This is a genomic window from Xanthomonas phaseoli pv. dieffenbachiae (genome assembly GCF_008639345.1).
Lineage (GTDB): Bacteria > Pseudomonadota > Gammaproteobacteria > Xanthomonadales > Xanthomonadaceae > Xanthomonas > Xanthomonas phaseoli.
The window spans coordinates 4,722,641-4,739,252 of record NZ_CP041380.1 but is presented as its reverse complement, the minus strand read 5'-3'; the positions used below and the strand labels follow the sequence as shown (position 1 = coordinate 4,739,252).

The 16,612-nt window shown below is 64.7% G+C and carries 10 protein-coding genes and 1 pseudogene; 2 read left to right on the top strand and 9 right to left on the bottom strand.

Annotation, left to right across the window (positions count from 1 at the left end):
• Nucleotides 1-56: 56 nt before the first annotated feature.
• The 9 genes and pseudogenes from FLG15_RS21090 to FLG15_RS21050 form a co-directional block, all read right to left on the bottom strand.
• A complete protein-coding gene (locus FLG15_RS21090; protein WP_057678609.1) occupies nucleotides 57-503 on the bottom strand; it encodes a DUF2147 domain-containing protein in 447 nt (148 codons plus the stop codon).
• A 524-nt stretch (nucleotides 504-1,027) separates the two neighbouring features.
• Complete coding sequence (locus FLG15_RS21085) at nucleotides 1,028-2,065, bottom strand: SMP-30/gluconolactonase/LRE family protein (RefSeq protein ID WP_057678610.1); 1,038 nt, start codon at nucleotides 2,063-2,065, stop codon at nucleotides 1,028-1,030.
• Nucleotides 2,066-2,276: 211 nt separating this feature from the next.
• Nucleotides 2,277-3,461, bottom strand: a complete 1,185-nt coding sequence (locus tag FLG15_RS21080; protein WP_057678611.1) for an endo-1,4-beta-xylanase — start codon at nucleotides 3,459-3,461, stop codon at nucleotides 2,277-2,279.
• Between the two features lie 47 nt (nucleotides 3,462-3,508).
• Complete coding sequence (gene galB, locus FLG15_RS21075; protein ID WP_209034376.1) at nucleotides 3,509-6,280, bottom strand: beta-galactosidase GalB; 2,772 nt, start codon at nucleotides 6,278-6,280, stop codon at nucleotides 3,509-3,511.
• Between the two features lie 84 nt (nucleotides 6,281-6,364).
• Complete coding sequence (uxaC, locus tag FLG15_RS21070; RefSeq protein WP_150147313.1) at nucleotides 6,365-7,783, bottom strand: glucuronate isomerase; 1,419 nt, start codon at nucleotides 7,781-7,783, stop codon at nucleotides 6,365-6,367.
• Nucleotides 7,784-7,823: 40 nt separating this feature from the next.
• On the bottom strand, nucleotides 7,824-8,804 hold the full coding sequence (locus tag FLG15_RS21065; RefSeq protein ID WP_080949008.1) for an endo-1,4-beta-xylanase: 981 nt from the start codon (nucleotides 8,802-8,804) through the stop codon (nucleotides 7,824-7,826).
• A gap of 133 nt (nucleotides 8,805-8,937) precedes the next feature.
• Nucleotides 8,938-9,220: pseudogene (locus tag FLG15_RS21060) on the bottom strand (MFS transporter); the annotation flags it as partial.
• A gap of 62 nt (nucleotides 9,221-9,282) precedes the next feature.
• Nucleotides 9,283-10,275, bottom strand: a complete 993-nt coding sequence (locus FLG15_RS21055; protein ID WP_150147310.1) for an endo-1,4-beta-xylanase — start codon at nucleotides 10,273-10,275, stop codon at nucleotides 9,283-9,285.
• Nucleotides 10,276-10,284: 9 nt separating this feature from the next.
• Nucleotides 10,285-11,598 (bottom strand): MFS transporter, encoded by a 1,314-nt coding sequence (locus tag FLG15_RS21050; protein WP_017155201.1) that lies wholly within the window; start codon nucleotides 11,596-11,598, stop codon nucleotides 10,285-10,287.
• Between the two features lie 464 nt (nucleotides 11,599-12,062).
• On the opposite strand from FLG15_RS21050, the gene FLG15_RS21045 reads away from it, so the two are divergent.
• Together FLG15_RS21045 and FLG15_RS21040 are read left to right on the top strand one after the other, a co-directional pair.
• Nucleotides 12,063-14,996: a TonB-dependent receptor gene (locus FLG15_RS21045; RefSeq protein ID WP_150147304.1), complete on the top strand. Its 2,934-nt coding sequence runs from the start codon at nucleotides 12,063-12,065 to the stop codon at nucleotides 14,994-14,996.
• Nucleotides 14,997-15,094: 98 nt separating this feature from the next.
• The gene (locus FLG15_RS21040; protein ID WP_022560407.1) at nucleotides 15,095-16,582 is read left to right on the top strand and encodes an MFS transporter; all 1,488 of its coding nucleotides are present in this window, start codon (nucleotides 15,095-15,097) and stop codon (nucleotides 16,580-16,582) included.
• The last annotated feature ends 30 nt before the right edge of the window (nucleotides 16,583-16,612 follow it).

Below are 16,612 nucleotides of genomic sequence, written 5' to 3'. Positions count from 1 at the left end.
TGAGAACCGCCGCGATCGCGGCGGTCGGTGCTGCGCGCTCGTGGCGCTGACCGCAACTAGTGGCTGGCGCACACCGGCGTGGACGGCAAGGCCTGCACGCGGGTGAACAGCATGTTTTCGCCGAGCACTTCGGCGCCGATGAACGCGCGCAGGGTCAAGCTGTCGCCCTTGCTGCGCAGCGTGGCCTTGTAGCGCTTGCCGCTGCGCGGATCGAATGCCCAGCCGTCGCGCCAGGTGCCGTTGTCGTCGCGCTCCAGGCGCGCAATCTGTACACCGCAGGTGTCCTTCGGCGTGCCGGCGTCCTTGTCCCACACCACCTTTCCGCACATCGCGCCGGCGGCATTGCTACATGGCGCAAAGGCGATGACGGCGTCCTTGGCCGCAGTCAGCCATAGACCCTGTACCGGCGAGGACGCTGCCGCCAGCACAGGCATCAGCGGCAGCGCCGCGACGACCACGCACGCCAGTGTGCGCAGCAACCGGGAAACGCAAGCTTCGTTCATTGCCGCAACCCCGCGGGCAACCCGCACATGACAGTAGTGAAAACTACCGTATAGCGATGATTACCTTTTTGCAACAGGCTCAAGCATGGCGATTGCCTGGACAGCGGCACGCCTTGGCGCAGCAGGCGCTGCGCGGTGTCGGATCGATTCGGTGCATGCCTGTTTTGACGCGCCGCACCACGGTTGCGGTCGCTAACGGTGGTGCGGCGTGCCGGGTGCAAGGCCTGGCTCGCGGGCGCTGCGGCCGGCGGTCGGAGCTGCGGGCACGCGGGCAACGCGCTCCTCCCCTACAAGGCCGCAGCGAGGGCGGCGCGACGGGCGAGTAGGCGCAGTGCGGGCTCGCGTCATGATGCTGTGGTTATCTGCGCCGGAGCGGTGCGTGGCGGCTCAACGACTGGCCACGCAATACGCAGCGCAACCGATGCAGCGGTCGCACGAAGCGATCGGCGCTGCGGTCAGACACGCACGCGGCCAGACGGGTGCGTGTCCAGCACGCAGCGATGCCGCGGCATCGCCGCGATCGTCTAGCGCGCGAACTGCAGGCCCAGCGACTTCACGCGCACGCGCGCCAGCATCGCGTGCGAGGTCATGTACAGCGTGTGGCCATCGTTGCCGAAGGCACAGTTGGAGACGGCCTCGCCGGTGGCGATGCGGCCCAGGCGTTGGCCGGCGGGATCGAAGACGATCACGCCGCCAGGGCCGGTGGCAAACAGCGTGCCGTCGGCGGCCACGGCCATGCCGTCGGGCAGGCCGGGAACATCCTTGGCAATCAGGTCCGACGCATCGGCGAATACGCGCTTGCCGGTGACGGCGCCTTGCGCATCCAGTGCATACGCCATCCATATCGGCCGTTGCGGATCGGAGTTGGAGACGTACAAGGTGCGCGCATCCGGCGACAGGGCAATGCCGTTGGGAAAGCTCAGGCCATCGTCCAGCAGATGCACGCTGCTATCGGTGTCCAGGCGATAGACGCCATTGAAGCGCAACTCCTTGACCGGCGATTGATCCAGGTCCTTCAACCCGTAGGGCGGGTCGGTGAAGAACACCACGCCATCGCTGCGCCGCACGACATCGTTAGGGCTGTTGAATCGGTGGCCTTCGAAGGTGGTCGCAAGCGGTGTCTTCTTGCGCGTGACCGGATCGAGCCTGGCCAGGATGCGCGTGCCGGAATCGGCCAGCAACACCGTGCCGTCGGGCTCGGCATACAGGCCATTGGCGCCGGCTTCGCGCAGCGTGGGCAGCTCCGGGCCGGTGTAGCCGGAGGGCGACAGCAAGACCGACAGGCCGTCCTGTTCGGACCAGCGATACAGCTTGTTTTCCGGCACATCCGTAAACAGCAGATAGCCGCCGTTGCGCACCCATGCCGGGCCTTCGGACCAGGTGAAGCCCTCGGTGAGCTTCTCGATGCGCGCATCGCTTGCCACCACATCGCTGAAGCGGCGGTCCAATGTCTGCAGCTGGCCGATGGTGGCAAAACGCGGCGCCGGTGGCGTCTGCTTGGTGCAAGCAGCAAGCACCGCCAGCAACGGCACGGCCAACAGCAGATAAGGCGGCAAGCGCATCGGTCAGTCCTGTCTCGTGGTTGGGTGCATGATGCCATCATGCGTGTGCAGGCAACTGCCGATCGCGGCCCACACCACTTCGAGCGCATGCAGCTGTGACGTGCACGGCACGCAGGAATGCGGTGTGTCGAGCCATCCATGCCGCATGAACATCGGCCGTGCTCGCCTGCCACCTGGGCGTGGTTGTCGGCAGCGCGTCTGCCGGCAGCCGCTAGCGTGCAGCGGCCGCGGTGGGCACCGCCAACACCGCATCCAACGCCGGTTTGGCTTGATGATTGCGATCGAACAGCAACGGATAGTTGGTGCGTCCAGGCACCGGGTAATCGTTCTTCCACGACATGTCATCGCTCACGCCCCACACGCTGACGCGCGCAATCTTGTCGCGCTTGCGCCAGAACAGCGCGAACAATTCGGCATACCGGTCGCGCAATTGCGCCTGCACGTCGGCAGGCAACCCATCCCGATAGGGGTCGAGGAAGCGCTTGAATTCCGGCAGTTGAAACTGCTTGTGCGCCATGCCGGTGCCGATGATCTGGCCTTCCTTGGTGAGCGGCAACACATCGATGTCCAGCTCGGTGATCATCACCTTCACGCCAAGCGCAGCGTACGCATCGATGGCGTCTTCGATATCGCGCAGGCTGGGGTAGTTCAGTCCCCAATGGCCTTGCATGCCCACGCCATCGATGCGGACACCGGCCTGCTGCAACATCTTGACCATGCGCACGATGCCCTCGCGCTTGGCCGGCCGCCATGCATTGAAATCGTTGTAGTAGAGCTGCGCATCCGGTGCATAGCGCTGCGCGAAGGTGAAGGCATTGCGGACCACCGTGTCGCCGTCGCCCACGCGCTGCACCCAGTTGGTCGAACGGTAACTGCCGTCTTCGTCGATGATTTCGTTGACCACATCCCAGGCCTGCACCTTGCCCGTGTAGCGCCCGGCCACCGCTGCGATATGCGCACGCATGCGCTCCAATTGCTGTGCCGGCGTATTGGGCCGACCATCGGCGGTGGTGAAGAACCACTCCGGTGTCTGGTTATGCCAGACCAGGGTGTGACCGACCACGAACTGCCGATTGCGCCGTGCGTAGGCCACGAATGCATCGGCCGCACTGAAATCCTGCACGCCACGACGCGGCGCCACCACTTCGGCCTTCATCACGTTTTCCGCGGTAACCGCATTGAAGTGACAGGCCGCCAGCGCAGCAGCGGCTGCGTCCTTGCCGGAGACGATATCGGCATTGACGGCAGTCCCGAGCAGGAACCCTTGCGCATACGCCTGCTTGAGCGAGCTGCCGGGCGTCCCGCACGCGGCGAAGGCCTGCAGTGTGCACACTGCACTCAGCCCGGCGATCAGCAATCCCAGGCGTTTGGTGAGGTTGGCGCGGTTGATGTGCATGTGCAGGTCCGTTGAGAGGCCACAGGTTTCGATTGCACTGGATCGCATCACTGCACCGCCACCTGTGTCTGTGCGGCTTGCAACGTGTCCGATTCCACATGCACGGTGATCGTGCCACGCGCCCCGGCCTTGGCACGCACGATCGCCAGGCACAGCCCATTAAAGGCATGACGCTGCGAAGAGGCGAACGTTTCCAGATTGGTAGGGTCGCCGTTGTCGGTGGCCACCAACTCGCCAGGGCCTTCGATGCGGAAGCGCAGGCGGTCGCCCGCGGTCGGTGCGGGACGTCCGTCGCGATCGAGCAGGCGCACGGTGATGAAGCTCAGGTCTTGTCCGTCGCCGCGGATACTGCCCCGATCCGGCGTCAGCTGCATGCGCGCGGCGCGGCCTGCCGTCTGCACGCGCTCGCTGGCCCACGGCTTGCCATCCTTGTAGGCCTGCACCCGCAATTCGCCCGGTTGGTACACCACCGCGTCCCAGCGTAGCCGGTACTGCAGTGGCGCCTTGCGCTTGCGCCCTTGCGAGACGCCGTTGACGAAGAGCTCGGCCTCGTCGCCGGAGGTGAACACATGCACGGGCGTGACCTGTCCCTCGCGCCCTGGCCAGCTCCAATGCGGCAGCAGATGCGCCACCGGCACTTCCGGACGCCAGCGCGATTGATAGAGCCAGTAACGGTCCTTCGGGAAGCCGGCCAGATCGAAGATGCCCGAGTACGAACTGCGCGAGCTGTAATACGGGGTGGGCTCGCCCAGGTAATCGAAACCGGTCCAGACGAACTCGCCGGCCACGTACGGGTGCCGATCCAACGCAGCGAACACCTTGTCCGCGCTGGAGCCGAAGTCCACCGCATGCAGTTCGTACGCGCTGACCTGATGCGCCACAGAATCGCCGCCACGGCCATCGCGTACCGGTGCGCTGTTGTCGGCAGTGACCGGAAACAGGTACACGCCACGGCTGCTCAGTGCCGAGGCCGTTTCGCTGCTGACAATGGCCGTGTGTGGAAACCGTGCATGAAACCCGGGGTATTGCGGCGGTTTACGGATGCGCTCGGTGCCCTCGAACTCGGCTGCATCACGGATGCCTTCCCCCTGGTAATTGAGACTGACGACATCCAGCGCAGCGGGCAGCGGCATCTCAGGCGAGGCGTAGTTCATCGCCACCGTCGCCGGGCGCGTCGGGTCTTCTGCATGCACGATCGCGCGCAGCGTGCGCGCAATCGCCGCGCCCTGTTCGCCGGTGTATTGCTCGCCAACCTCGTTGCCCACGCTCCACAACATCACCGAGGGATGATTGCGGTCGCGGCGCAGCATCGCGCGCAGATCGGCGGCATGCCACTGCCCAAACACCAGATGAAAATCCAGCGGGGTCTTCTTCATCTCCCAACTGTCGAACACCTCGTCCACCACCAGCAGACCCATGCGGTCGGTCAGGTCGAGCAATTCGGGCGCAGGCGGGTTATGGCTCATGCGAATGGCGTTGGCGCCCATCTGCTGCAGCAATTGCAACTGCCGCTCGGCGGCGCGCCTGTTGAACGCCGCACCGAGCGCGCCCAGGTCATGATGATTGTTCACCCCGCGGATCGGCACGTGCTCGCCATTGACCAATAGGCCCTTGTCGGCGTCGAACACGATGCTGCGAATGCCGAAGCGGGTTTCGTAGCGATCCACCACGTGCCCCTGCTGACCGACTTCGGTGATGGCCACATAGCGATGCGGCTGCTGCGTGGGTGGAGGCCCCCACAGCCGCGGTGCGTCGATCCGGGTGCTGCCTTGCAGCTGCGCCGTGCCGCCGGCAGCGACGGTGATCGGCTGCGCTGGAATGCGTGCGACCGCCTCGCCGCTGGGCTGGTCGCTGGCATCGTCGAGCAGATAGATCGCTGTGCTCACCTGCGCCTGGCCGGCGCTGCGGGCGGCGTTGTCCAAGGTGATGGTCAGCTGCACCTGCGCTGCATCGGCCGAGACGTACGGCGTGGTCAGCTGCGTGCCCCAGTGCGCGATATGCAACGACGCCGTCTTGGTCAGCCACACGTTGCGATACAGCCCGCCGCCCGGATACCAACGCGCCGACTCGGGCGGGTTATCCAGGCGAATGACCAGTTGGTTGCGCTTGCCTGCAATCGCATACGGTGTCAGGTCCACGCGCCAGGAGCTGTACCCGTAAGGCCAGCCGCCGACGAGGTTGCCGTTGAGCCAGACCGTGGCGTACGACATCGCACCATCGAGATCCAGAAACAACGCGCGGCCGCGATCGCTGGCCGGGATGTCCAGGCTCTTGCGATACCAGCCGATGCCCCAGCTCGGCAACCGGCCCATGCCACCGTAGGGCCCGTCTGCCAGGAACGGCCCGGCAATGGCCCAGTCGTGCGGCAGGTCCACGGTTTCCCAGGCGCTGTCGTCGAAGTGCGGCTGCACATACGCCACCGTGCTGCCCGGATTGCCTGGGGGGCGTGTGTGGCGTTGGGCCGGGTCTGCGATCAAGCCGTTGGCGGTCGGCAGGATCCACGGCTTGAGCACGCGCGCGGCCGACGCTTCGGTGAGCTGCGCTTGCTCCGGCTGCGCATCGGCCACCTTGCCATCGCCGCTGCGCACCACCTGTGGCCGTACATCGTAGTCCAGGATTTCATGGTTTGCGGGTGGGTCGCCGCGCTGAAAGCGCCACTGCGCATTGAGCGAAATACGTTCGCGCGAGGCGTCGCTGGCAGCGTGCGGTGCTGCGATGATGGGTAATGCGCTGCAGAGCAAGATAATGGCCGTGCAGGCACGGGCTGCGTCAGCCACGCGCCGTAGTCGCGTGATGTTGTGCATCGCATGTACACGCATCAGTTCACCGACCCTGCCGCTGCGCAGGATGTAGGCATGCGGCGTGCGCACACGTCGGTGCTGCCGCCCTCCGTTTGCGCCACCTCACAGCTTGTACGCTTGCTTGGGTAGGCGGTAGGCCAGGTCGATCGCCACCTCGGTTGCCTCGTCCTCGTCCAGCCGATGCTCGGCAACCAGTTTGGCCAGGAAGGCGCTGTCCACGCGCCGTGCCACATCGTGCCGCGCCGGAATCGAGAGGAATGCGCGGGTATCGTCGTTGAAGCCCACCGTGTTGTAGAAGCCGGCGCTGGCCAGGGTCTGCTCGCGAAAGCGCCACATGCCTTCCGGCGCATCATGGAACCACCACGCCGGGCCGAGCAGCAGCGAGGGATAGTGCCCGGCCAATGGCGCCAGCTCGCGGCTGTAGCTGGTTTCGTCCAGGGTGAACACGATCAGGCGCAAGCGTGCATCGTTGCCATGCCGGTCCAGCAAGGGCTTCAACGCATGCACATAGTCGGTGCGCATCGGAATATCGGCACCCTTGTCGCGTCCGTACCGCTCGAACAGCTGCCGGTTGTGATTGCGGAAGCAGCCCGGATGCAGCTGCATCACCAGGCCGTCGTCCAGGCTCATCGCCGCCATTTCGGTCAGCACCTGCGCGCGAAACAGTTCCGCCTGCTCCGGCGTGGCCGCACCGCGCACCACCGTATCGAACAGGCGCTGCGCCTCGGCCCGCGACAGATCGGCGGTCGCGGCGCTGGGGTGCCCGTGATCGGTCGAGGTGGCGCCATGCGCGGCAAAGAACGCGCGCCGTTGCCGATGCGCACGCAGGTAGCCATCCCAGGTCAGCACGTCCTCACCGGTGAGCGCGCCAAACTGCTCCAGCGCGCCGGAAAACTGCTCGTGCTCCGGGTCCACGACCGGGTCAGGGCGATACGCCGTCACTACCCGCCCCTGCCAACCGCTGGCGGCAATGGCCGCGTGGTGCTGCAGCCGATCCAGCGGCGATTCGGTGGTGGCGATCACCTCGATATTGAAGCGCTCGAACAGCGCACGCGGCAGGAATGCCGACGTTTGCAGCGCGGCGGTGATGTGGTCGTAATAGTGATCGGCGGTGCCGGCATCGAGGCGGACACGCAAATCGAAAACGTCGTGGAACACATGATTGAGCCACAGCGCCGACGGCGTGCCGCGCAACAACGCGTAGTGCTCGGCAAACACGCGCCATGCCGCCCGCGGGTCGACTGCTGCGCGGGTTCCATCTGCGCGCGGGATGCCCAGGGCATCGAGGTCGATGCCCTGGCTGTACAACATGCGGAATACATAGTGGTCTGGCACCAACAACAGTTCGGTCGCGTTGGCGAACGCTGCATTGGTGGCGAACCAGGCGGGGTCGGTGTGGCCATGCGGGCTGATGATCGGCAGCGTTGCCACCTGTGCGTACAGGCGGCGGGCGATCGCGCGCGTGCCGGGATCGGCCGGCAGCAAACGATCGGGATGCAAGGACAACACGGAAGAACGCATGATCGATATCAGCCCTATGGACAGTGAGGAGGAAGCCTGTTCAGGGCTTGCTGGCAACGTAGCTGCGTAGCCAGGTCAATGCCGGGCGCTCGCTCCCATCGTAATTAATCAGATACGCACCTTCGCTGTCGCGCCACAGACCGTGACGGAAGCCCCACAGGTTCACCCCACGCACGGCCGGGTGCTCCCAGAACAGCGGGAAGATGCGCTGGTAAGCGGCCAACTGCTCTGCATCGGTACGCCCGTCCAGGTCGAACTCGGTGATGTAGATCGGCAGCCCGGTGGTGGCCAGCAGGTCCAGGTTGCCGCGCTGCACCGACACCGATGCATAGGACGTCTCGAAGGAGTGTCCCTGGATGCCGATCGCATCGATCAGGTGTTCTTGCTGCAACAGCTGGATGGTCCGCAGATACTGCTTGGCAGCGGCCGTATCGCCGGTGATGCCGTAGTCGTTGATCATCAGCTTGGTATGCGGGAAATACTTGCGTCCCAGGCGGAATTCCTCAAGCACCCAGTCCACGCCGGTCGCCCCGGTACCGCCCAGCGCCTGCAGATAATTGCCCGAATTGGCGTTACGGTTGTCGGGCTGATTGTGGTTCGGCAGCGTCTCATTGGCCACCTGCATCAGATCGATGTCGGGGTAGCGCTGCGCAATGGCGGCAAACCAGTGCTCGATCGCAGCAAGCTGCTCGTTTGGCGGCAGGGTGCGCACCCACGTCGGCTGCTGTGCACCCCAAAGACCCACGTGGAACTGGAACTGCATATGGTTGCGCTTGGCCAGCTGATAGGCCTCGTCGAGCGGGCCCCAATTCATCTGGCCGCGCACCGCTTCGACGCTGCCCCATTTGCCCGCATTTTCGGGAACAGCGGCATTCCAGTAGTTGGTGAAGCCCTGCGCTTGCTGTGGGCTGTAGGCGCTGCCCAGGGCGCGCTGCTTGCCGGCAGCGATCGGCCCGGCAACAGCGGACGCACAAGCGCCCAGCAACAGCACAAGCGTGAGTGGGTAACGGAGTTTCAACATGTTTGCATCCTCGATAAGTGAGCAAGGCAGTCACGGAAAGGCCAGGTACGCTGACGTGCGCCGGATCGACGCCAACGTGCGCAGACACCTGTGAACCGCGTCTAGGCCGGTTGCTCCACTCGCGCCGGCTGCCCCGTGGCACCAGGCGGTGCACCACCGCCAGCGCCAGGAAGTAGGCCGCACCCGCCGCAAAAAAATATCGGAATGTCGCTGCCGATGGCCTGCAAAACGAAACCAATGAAAAGGGCGATCGCCATGCCGCCGAGGCCGGCGACTGTTGCACCTGCATGACAGGCAGGCGAGTCGGACAGCGGCGTCAAAAGACACGCCCAACAGCCTTGTCGCGCGGCGGTGGTCAGCCCGATCAGCACGACGACCAGCCACGTAGTGCATGCAGCCCGCGCGCCAACGTGAGGCCATCGGCACGAGGCCGGGACACCACGCAGACCTCTGTGGGCGCGGCGCGCATCGGCCATTGTCATGGTGCAGGTGTCCCGGGATGGGCCGCAACGTAATCGCGCAGCCACGTGAGCGCGGGACGTTCGGTGCCGTCGGCGCGGATCAGATACGCCGCTTCCTTGCTGCGCCACAAGCCGGGCCGAAAGCCCCACAAGGTGATGCCATGCACTGCCGGGTGTTCCCAGAACAGCGGGAACACCCGCTTGTAGTCGGCCAGCTGCTGCGCATCGGTCGGCCCGTCCAGATCGAACTCGGTGATGTAGATCGGCAGGCCGGTGGCGGCCAATGCATCCAGATTGTCGCGATGCACCGACATCGCCACCTCCGGCGTGGTCTCGAAGGCATGCTCCTGCACGCCGATGGCATCGACCAGGTTTTCACCCTGCAGCAGCCGCACGATCTGCAAATACTTCTGCGTCGCCTGCGCGCTATTGGTGATGCTGTAGTCGTTGATCATCAACTTGGTGTGCGGAAAATGCTGGCGCGCAAGCCGAAACGATTGCAGCACCCATTCCCAGCCGCTGTCGCCACTGCCTCCCAACGCCTGCAGATAATTGCCGCCGCCGGTATCGGCCTTGCTGGGCGGATCGTTGAGGGGCTCGTTCACCACCTCCAGCAGCGCGATATCCGGGTAGCGCTGCGCAACGGCGGCAAACCATTGCTCGATCTCGCGGCGCTGCTCGGCCGGCGGCAAGGTCTTGATCCACTCCGGCTGCTGGTTGCCCCACACCATGACATGCATCTGGAATGGCATCTGATTGGCCTGCGCGAACCGGTATGCCGCATCCAGCGTGCTCCAGTCCATCTGGTCGCGCACGACCTCCACACTGCCCCATTTGCCGCCGTTTTCCGGGGTGAGCTTGTTCCAGTACTGCGCAAACCCCGGTGCCTGCTGCGCGCCGTACGCACTTCCGAGGAACTTGGACGCGGTCGCTGCCAGCGGTGCCGCGTGTGCTGGCGCAGCCATGCCCGCCGCCATCAACAGCCCCAGTGTTACTGCGCGCATGTGCATAAGCTCACCTCAGGATGATGTCGGCGCTGGATCGGCAGGCAACTGCGCCGGCTCCAGCCGCGGCACCAGCGTGTGCACGACGGCCAATGCCAGCAGGTAGGCAGAGCCTGCCATCAGGAACACCGGCACATAGCTGCCGGTGGCTTGCAACAGGAAGCCGATGAAGGTGGCGATCAACATGCCGCCCACCGCACCGGCAAAGCCGCCGATGCCCACCACGGTGGCGACCGCGTGGCGCGGAAACATGTCCGAAGGCAGCGTAAACAGGTTCGCCGACCAGCCCTGATGCGCGGCGGTCGCCAACCCGATCAGCGCAACCGCCAGCCACAGGTTGTCGGCGCGTGCGGCAAAGACGATGGGTACCACCGAAACCGCGCAGATCAGCATCGCGCTCTTGCGTGCGCGATTGACGCTCCAGCCACGCGCGATGAAACGCCCGGCCACCCAACCACCGGCAATGCTGCCGATATCGGCCAGCACGAAGATCACGATCAGGGGCACGCCCAACTGCAGCAGGCTCAAGCCATATTCGGCATGCAGGAACTTCGGCAGCCAGAACAGGAAGAACCACCAGATCGGGTCGGTGATGAACTTGCCCAGCACAAACGCCCAGGCTTGCCGATGCCGCAGCACCTGTAACCAGGACAGCCGGCGCTGCACCGGCTCATGCGCATCGCTGCGGATATGCGCCAGTTCTGCGGCAGACAACCGGGGTTGCTGCTCCGGCGGGTGATAGCTGAACCACCACACCGCCAACCAGGTGGCACTGAGCACGCCGGTGAACAGGAACGCCGCCTGCCAGCCCCAGGCGGTGGCAATCAACGGCACCAGCAATGGGGCGACGATGGCACCGATATTGGAGCCGGAATTGAAGATGCCGGTGGCCAGCGCGCGCTCACGGCGCGGGAACCATTCGGCCACCGTCTTGAGCGCTGCAGGAAAGTTGCCCGATTCGCCCAGGCCCAGGAAAAACCGCGCAATCGCAAACCCCACCACGCTGGTGGCCAGGGCGTGCCCCATCGCCGCCAGGCTCCAGAGGCCGATCGCCAGCGCATAGCCGAGCCGAGTGCCGAAGCGGTCGATCACGGCACCGCTGCACAGCAAGCCCAGCGCATACGCCGCCTGGAATGCGGTGACGATATAGCCGTACTGGATTTCGTTCCAACCGATCTGGGTCTGCAGGAACGGCGCCAGCACGCCCAATACCTGGCGGTCCACGTAGTTGATGGTGGTGGCGGCCAACAGCAAGGCGCAGACCCGCCAGCGCACCCGACCGAGTCTTGCCGATGCAGCCTCCGGCGCCGCGGCGGGCAGCTCGCTCATGCGCGTAGCCTGTGCAGGCGCGCCAGCGCGCCGGCGTGTTGCACGGGTTGGCCGATTTGGCCGATGTGGTGCGTGCGTGCACCCGTCAGGTGCCGGCCGGGCCCGTCGCTGGCGTGTTCTTCGGTTCGATTCATCGACCACTGCACCTGCACGAAGGTGGCCTTGCGCCACGGATGATAGCGCTACCATTACCACGGCATCGCGATAAATCCATCGCGCAGTGCAGCACTGCGCTCCCGTACGCAAGCGCCTCTGGCGCGACGGCGTGGGTTGGCCGGCGGCTTGCCGACACGTCCACGCTTCTATGCTGCCCTGCAGCGTGATGTTCCGAATTTGTTAGCGCTAACATCAAATGCACTGATCGTCCGTCTCCCCCATCGCACCATCGCCGCGCAGCGGCAGCGACACTCCCTGCGCAGGGGCGATGCGTGGGACATCTGCTACCTGTTAGGGAAGGGATTACGGTGAAGAACAGCTACGCACGAACCGCGTTGTCCTGCGCGTTGGGATCCATCCTGCTGGGCATGTCCGGCACTGCCGCCTGGGCACAGTCCGCCGATGCCCAGGGCACGGCGCAAACCCCACCCACCACTGCCGGCAATAATGATGCGGTGACCCAGCTGGATACCGTCACCGTGTCCGGCTACCGACGCAGCATCCAGTTCTCCACCGACGCCAAGCGCGATTCGGTCGGCTTTGCCGACACGGTGTTTGCCGAAGACATCGGCAAGTTTCCGGACATGAATATCGCCGAGTCGCTCAACCGCATTCCCGGCGTGCAGCTGGCGCGCGACGTCAATGGCGAAGGTCTCAATATCGCCATCCGCGGCCTGGGCACCAGCTTCACCAAGACCACGCTCAACGGCGCCAGCATCGCCACCGCCTCGATCGGCCTGAATGCGCAGAACCAGAACCGTGAAGTCGATCTGAATCTGTTCCCCACCGAATTCTTCACCCAGCTCACGGTGAGCAAGACACCCACTGCGAGCATGCTCGAAGGTGGCGTTTCCGGCGTCGTGGACATGCGCAGCGCGCGCCCGTTCGATCGCCCCGGTGTGCACTTCACCTATCAGGCGCAGGCCGACTGGAACAGCACCAGCGAAAAAACCACCCCACGCGGCGCCTTCATGGGCAGCTGGACCAATGAAGCCGGCACCTTCGGCGCATTGTTCGGCGTGGCGTCGGTGCGCAGCAAACTCGGCGTGCGCGGTTTCGAAAGCGTGGGCTGGACCAACCCCGGCCTCACCTACACCCAGTGCGGCCTCGCGCCGCCGGCAGGCACGCCAGCCGCCAACCAACCGGCGGCGTGCAACGTCAATGGCGGCGGCAACTGGCGCATTCCCGACACGGTGCCCGCCACTGCCGGCAGCGGCCTCACCACCGGCGAAACCATCGACGCCGCCTGGCTGCTGGCGCGCAACCCGGGCCTGAACATCGACCAGATCAGCGATGCGCTGATCCCGCGTCTGGGCCGCCGCGTCTACATGAGTGGTGATCGCGACCGCGATGCGTCGGTGATGTCGCTGGAATGGCGCCCGTCCGACAACATGCATTTTTACCTGGACACGCTGTACTCCGAAGCCGAGCGCACCACCGAGCGGATCAGCATGAATCTGATCGGCCGCAACGGCAACATGATCCCGCTCGGCATGCAGGTGGATCAGAACAACGTGGTGACCAGCGCCACCTTCGCCAATGCGCAATATTTCTTGGAAGCGCGCCCGTACCATGAAAACGTCAAGTTCTGGAGCGTCAATCCCGGTGCGGAACTGCTGTTTGGCGCCGAGCAGGACATCAAGCTCAATGTGCAGGCCAATGCCACCCGTAGCTGGCTAGCGCGCGAATCGCCCAGCATCCTGGTCACCTCGCCGTTCACCACCGTGGATTACCGCAACGAAGGCGGCGACCGCCCCAGCATCACCAGCCCGCTCGATCTCAACGACCCCAATCTGGGCTGGGGCTGGACGGGCGGCCGGGTCAATATCCAGAACGAAAAGCGCCAGACCGAAACGCGCGGCGCGCGCGCCGATCTGCAGTTCGACGAGGACAAGCGCAACGTCAAGATCGGCGCGTCCTACGACATGGCCGAGCGCACCATCCGCGGTTTCGACAACAGCACCGCCTGGGAACAGGTGGTGTGCCGCGGCAACGGCGGCAACGTGTGCAATGGCGGCGCCGGCTCGGCAATCCCGAACTCGGCCCTGGCCAGTTATCTGAAACCCGGCCCAGACGGCTTCATCACGGCCGACTTCTCCCGCTTCCTGGCCGACACCAACTACTACGCTCTGCGCGATGCCGCACCGGAGAGCAACTCGGCCAACACCGGCGCTTCGACCGGCGGCATCCGCGAAAAAAACCTGGGCTTCTACATCGAGACCAATGCCGAAGCCGACGTCTGGAACCGCACCATGCGCTTCAACGCCGGTGTGCGCTATGTGACCACCGACCAGACCATTACCGGCCCGGTCACCATCAACGGTGTCCGCAGCGTGCAGGTGCTGGATTCGGATTACAAGGAAACCCTGCCCTCGTTCAACGTGGCGTGGGACGTGGCCGACAAGGTGGTCGTGCGCCTGTCCAGCTCGCGCACGCTGACCCGCCCCGATCCCAGCGCGATGCTGCCCAACACCAATTTCAGCGACCCTTCCGCGCAGACCGCCACGCAGGGCAATCCGAACCTCAAGCCGTATCTGTCGACCAATGTGGACTTCGGCGGCGAGTGGTACACCGGCGGCGAAGGCTATGTGGGCCTGACCCTGTTCAACAAGCGCATCACCGGCTTCACCGTCAACGGCATACGCCGCATCCCGTTCAACGACCTGGGCGTGAACTACGACACCCTGTTGCCGATCCAGCAGGCCGGCCTGGCCCAGCGCGGCGGCCCCAATGCGGCCACCGTGGATGTGCAGACGCAGGTCAATGCCGATGGTGTGCTCAATATCCGCGGCACCGAGGCCATCTGGGTCCAGCCGCTGGACAAGCTGTTCGATGGCCTGGGCTTCAGCCTCAACTACACCCACGTCAACCAGCAGTCCGAAGGCGAAGGCGTGCCGGCGGTGGCCGTCGGTGTCGCGCCCAACCTCTGGAACGGCACCGTCTACTGGGAAAAGGATGCAGCTTCGATCCGCCTGTCCTACACCTGGAACGACGACATGGTGATCTCCGGCGCCAACCAGAACGGCATTCCCTATGCCCGCCTCAATGCCGACGCGCGCGGCCAGCTCGATATGTCGGCGAGCTACGCACTGGATTGGCTGCCGTCCAAGCCGCAGATCACGCTCAACGTCACCAATATCACCAACGAACCGTTGCGCACGACCTTCGCCTGGCCCAACGCCACCTACGACCTGTATGAGCCCGGGCGCACCGTCATGCTCGGCATCCGCGGTACCTTTTGAGTGTTGTCGTCATCGGTCGCCGTTCCTCCCAGCGGCGACCGGTGGCGCAATGCGCGCCGCGGCGTTTTCCGCAGCATCCTTCGAGTCCGCCCCACCTCATGAACGATCGGTCACAGCAGCTCTCCTTGCGCGAAAAGATCGGCTACAGCCTGGGCGACCTGGCCGCCAATCTGATCTTCCAGACGCTGGTCACTTTCCTGGCGTTCTTCTACACCGATGTGTTCCGCATTCCTGCAAGCGTGGCAGCGACGCTGATCTTTGTGGTCGGCATGCTGGGCGCATTCGTGTTTACGCCGGTCATCGGTATCCTGGCCGATCGCACCCGCACCCGCTGGGGCAAGTTCCGCCCGTGGATCCTGTGGACGGCGCTGCCCTTCGGGGCGCTGTCGCTGGCCGCCTTCAATACGCCCACGCTCGGCGAGCAAGGCAAGATCGCCTACGCGTTTGCCACCTACACCTTGCTGATGCTGGTGTACGTGGCCAACAACCTGCCGTATTCGGCCTTGAGCGGCGTGCTCACCGGCAGCATGGAGCAGCGCAACAGCTTGTCGGCGTATCGCTTCCTGGCGGTGACCTTTGCGCAGTTCATCATCCAGGTGCTATTGCTGCCGTTGGTCTTGATCCTGGGCAATGGCGACAAGGCGCAGGGCTTTCGCAACACCATGGCGCTGTTCGCTGCGATCGGCACGCTGTGCTTTTTGATCACCTTTTTCACCACGCGCGAGCGGGTGCTGCCGATCAGCGAACAACGCAACAGCGTGCGCCAGGACCTGACCGATCTGGTCCGCAATAAACCCTGGCTGGTGATGCTGGCGCTCACCATCCTGGTCTTCATCAATCTGGCGATGAAGGGTGGGATGTACATCTACTACTTCAAGTACTACCTCGACGCGAATGCGTTGACGCAGTTTCTCGATCACGCCGGCTTCAACCGCTTCATCGCCGGCATCAACAGCGTACTGACTGGCGCCGGCATGAGCGCGTTGCAGTGGCCACAAGATGCACCGACTTCCGCATTTAGCGTCTTCAGCGCCGGCGGCATCCTGGCGATGATCGTGGGCATCGGCTTTTCCAAACGCCTGGCCGACCGCCATGGCAAGCGCAATGTGTTCGGCGGCGCGCTGCTGATCTCCACGCTGTTCCTGCTGGCGTTCTATCTGTACCCACCCAATGCGATCGGTTGGGTGTTCGCCTCCTACGTCCTGCATGGGTACTTCTACGGCATCACCATTCCGTTGCTGTGGGCGATGATCGCCGATGTGGCCGATTACTCGGAGTGGAAGAACCACCGCCGCGCCACCGCGATCATCTTCTCGGCGATGTTGTGCGGCCTGAAGATCGGCCTGAGCGTAGGCGGTGCATTGGTCGCCGGCATCCTGGCGTTGTATGGCTATGACGCAGCATTGCCGCAGCAAAGCGCGGCCGTCACCAACGGCATCCGCCTGGCCATCAGCGTATACGCCTCGCTCCCGTTCCTGCTCGGCACCGCACTGCTGGCGCTGTACGAGATCGACAAAGCGTTGGAAGCCCGCATCGAACACGAACTGGGCGTGCGCCGACACACCGTCCCGCTCGCCACCGTCTGACCTCCCCTCCCACTTCATGCACAGGTACGC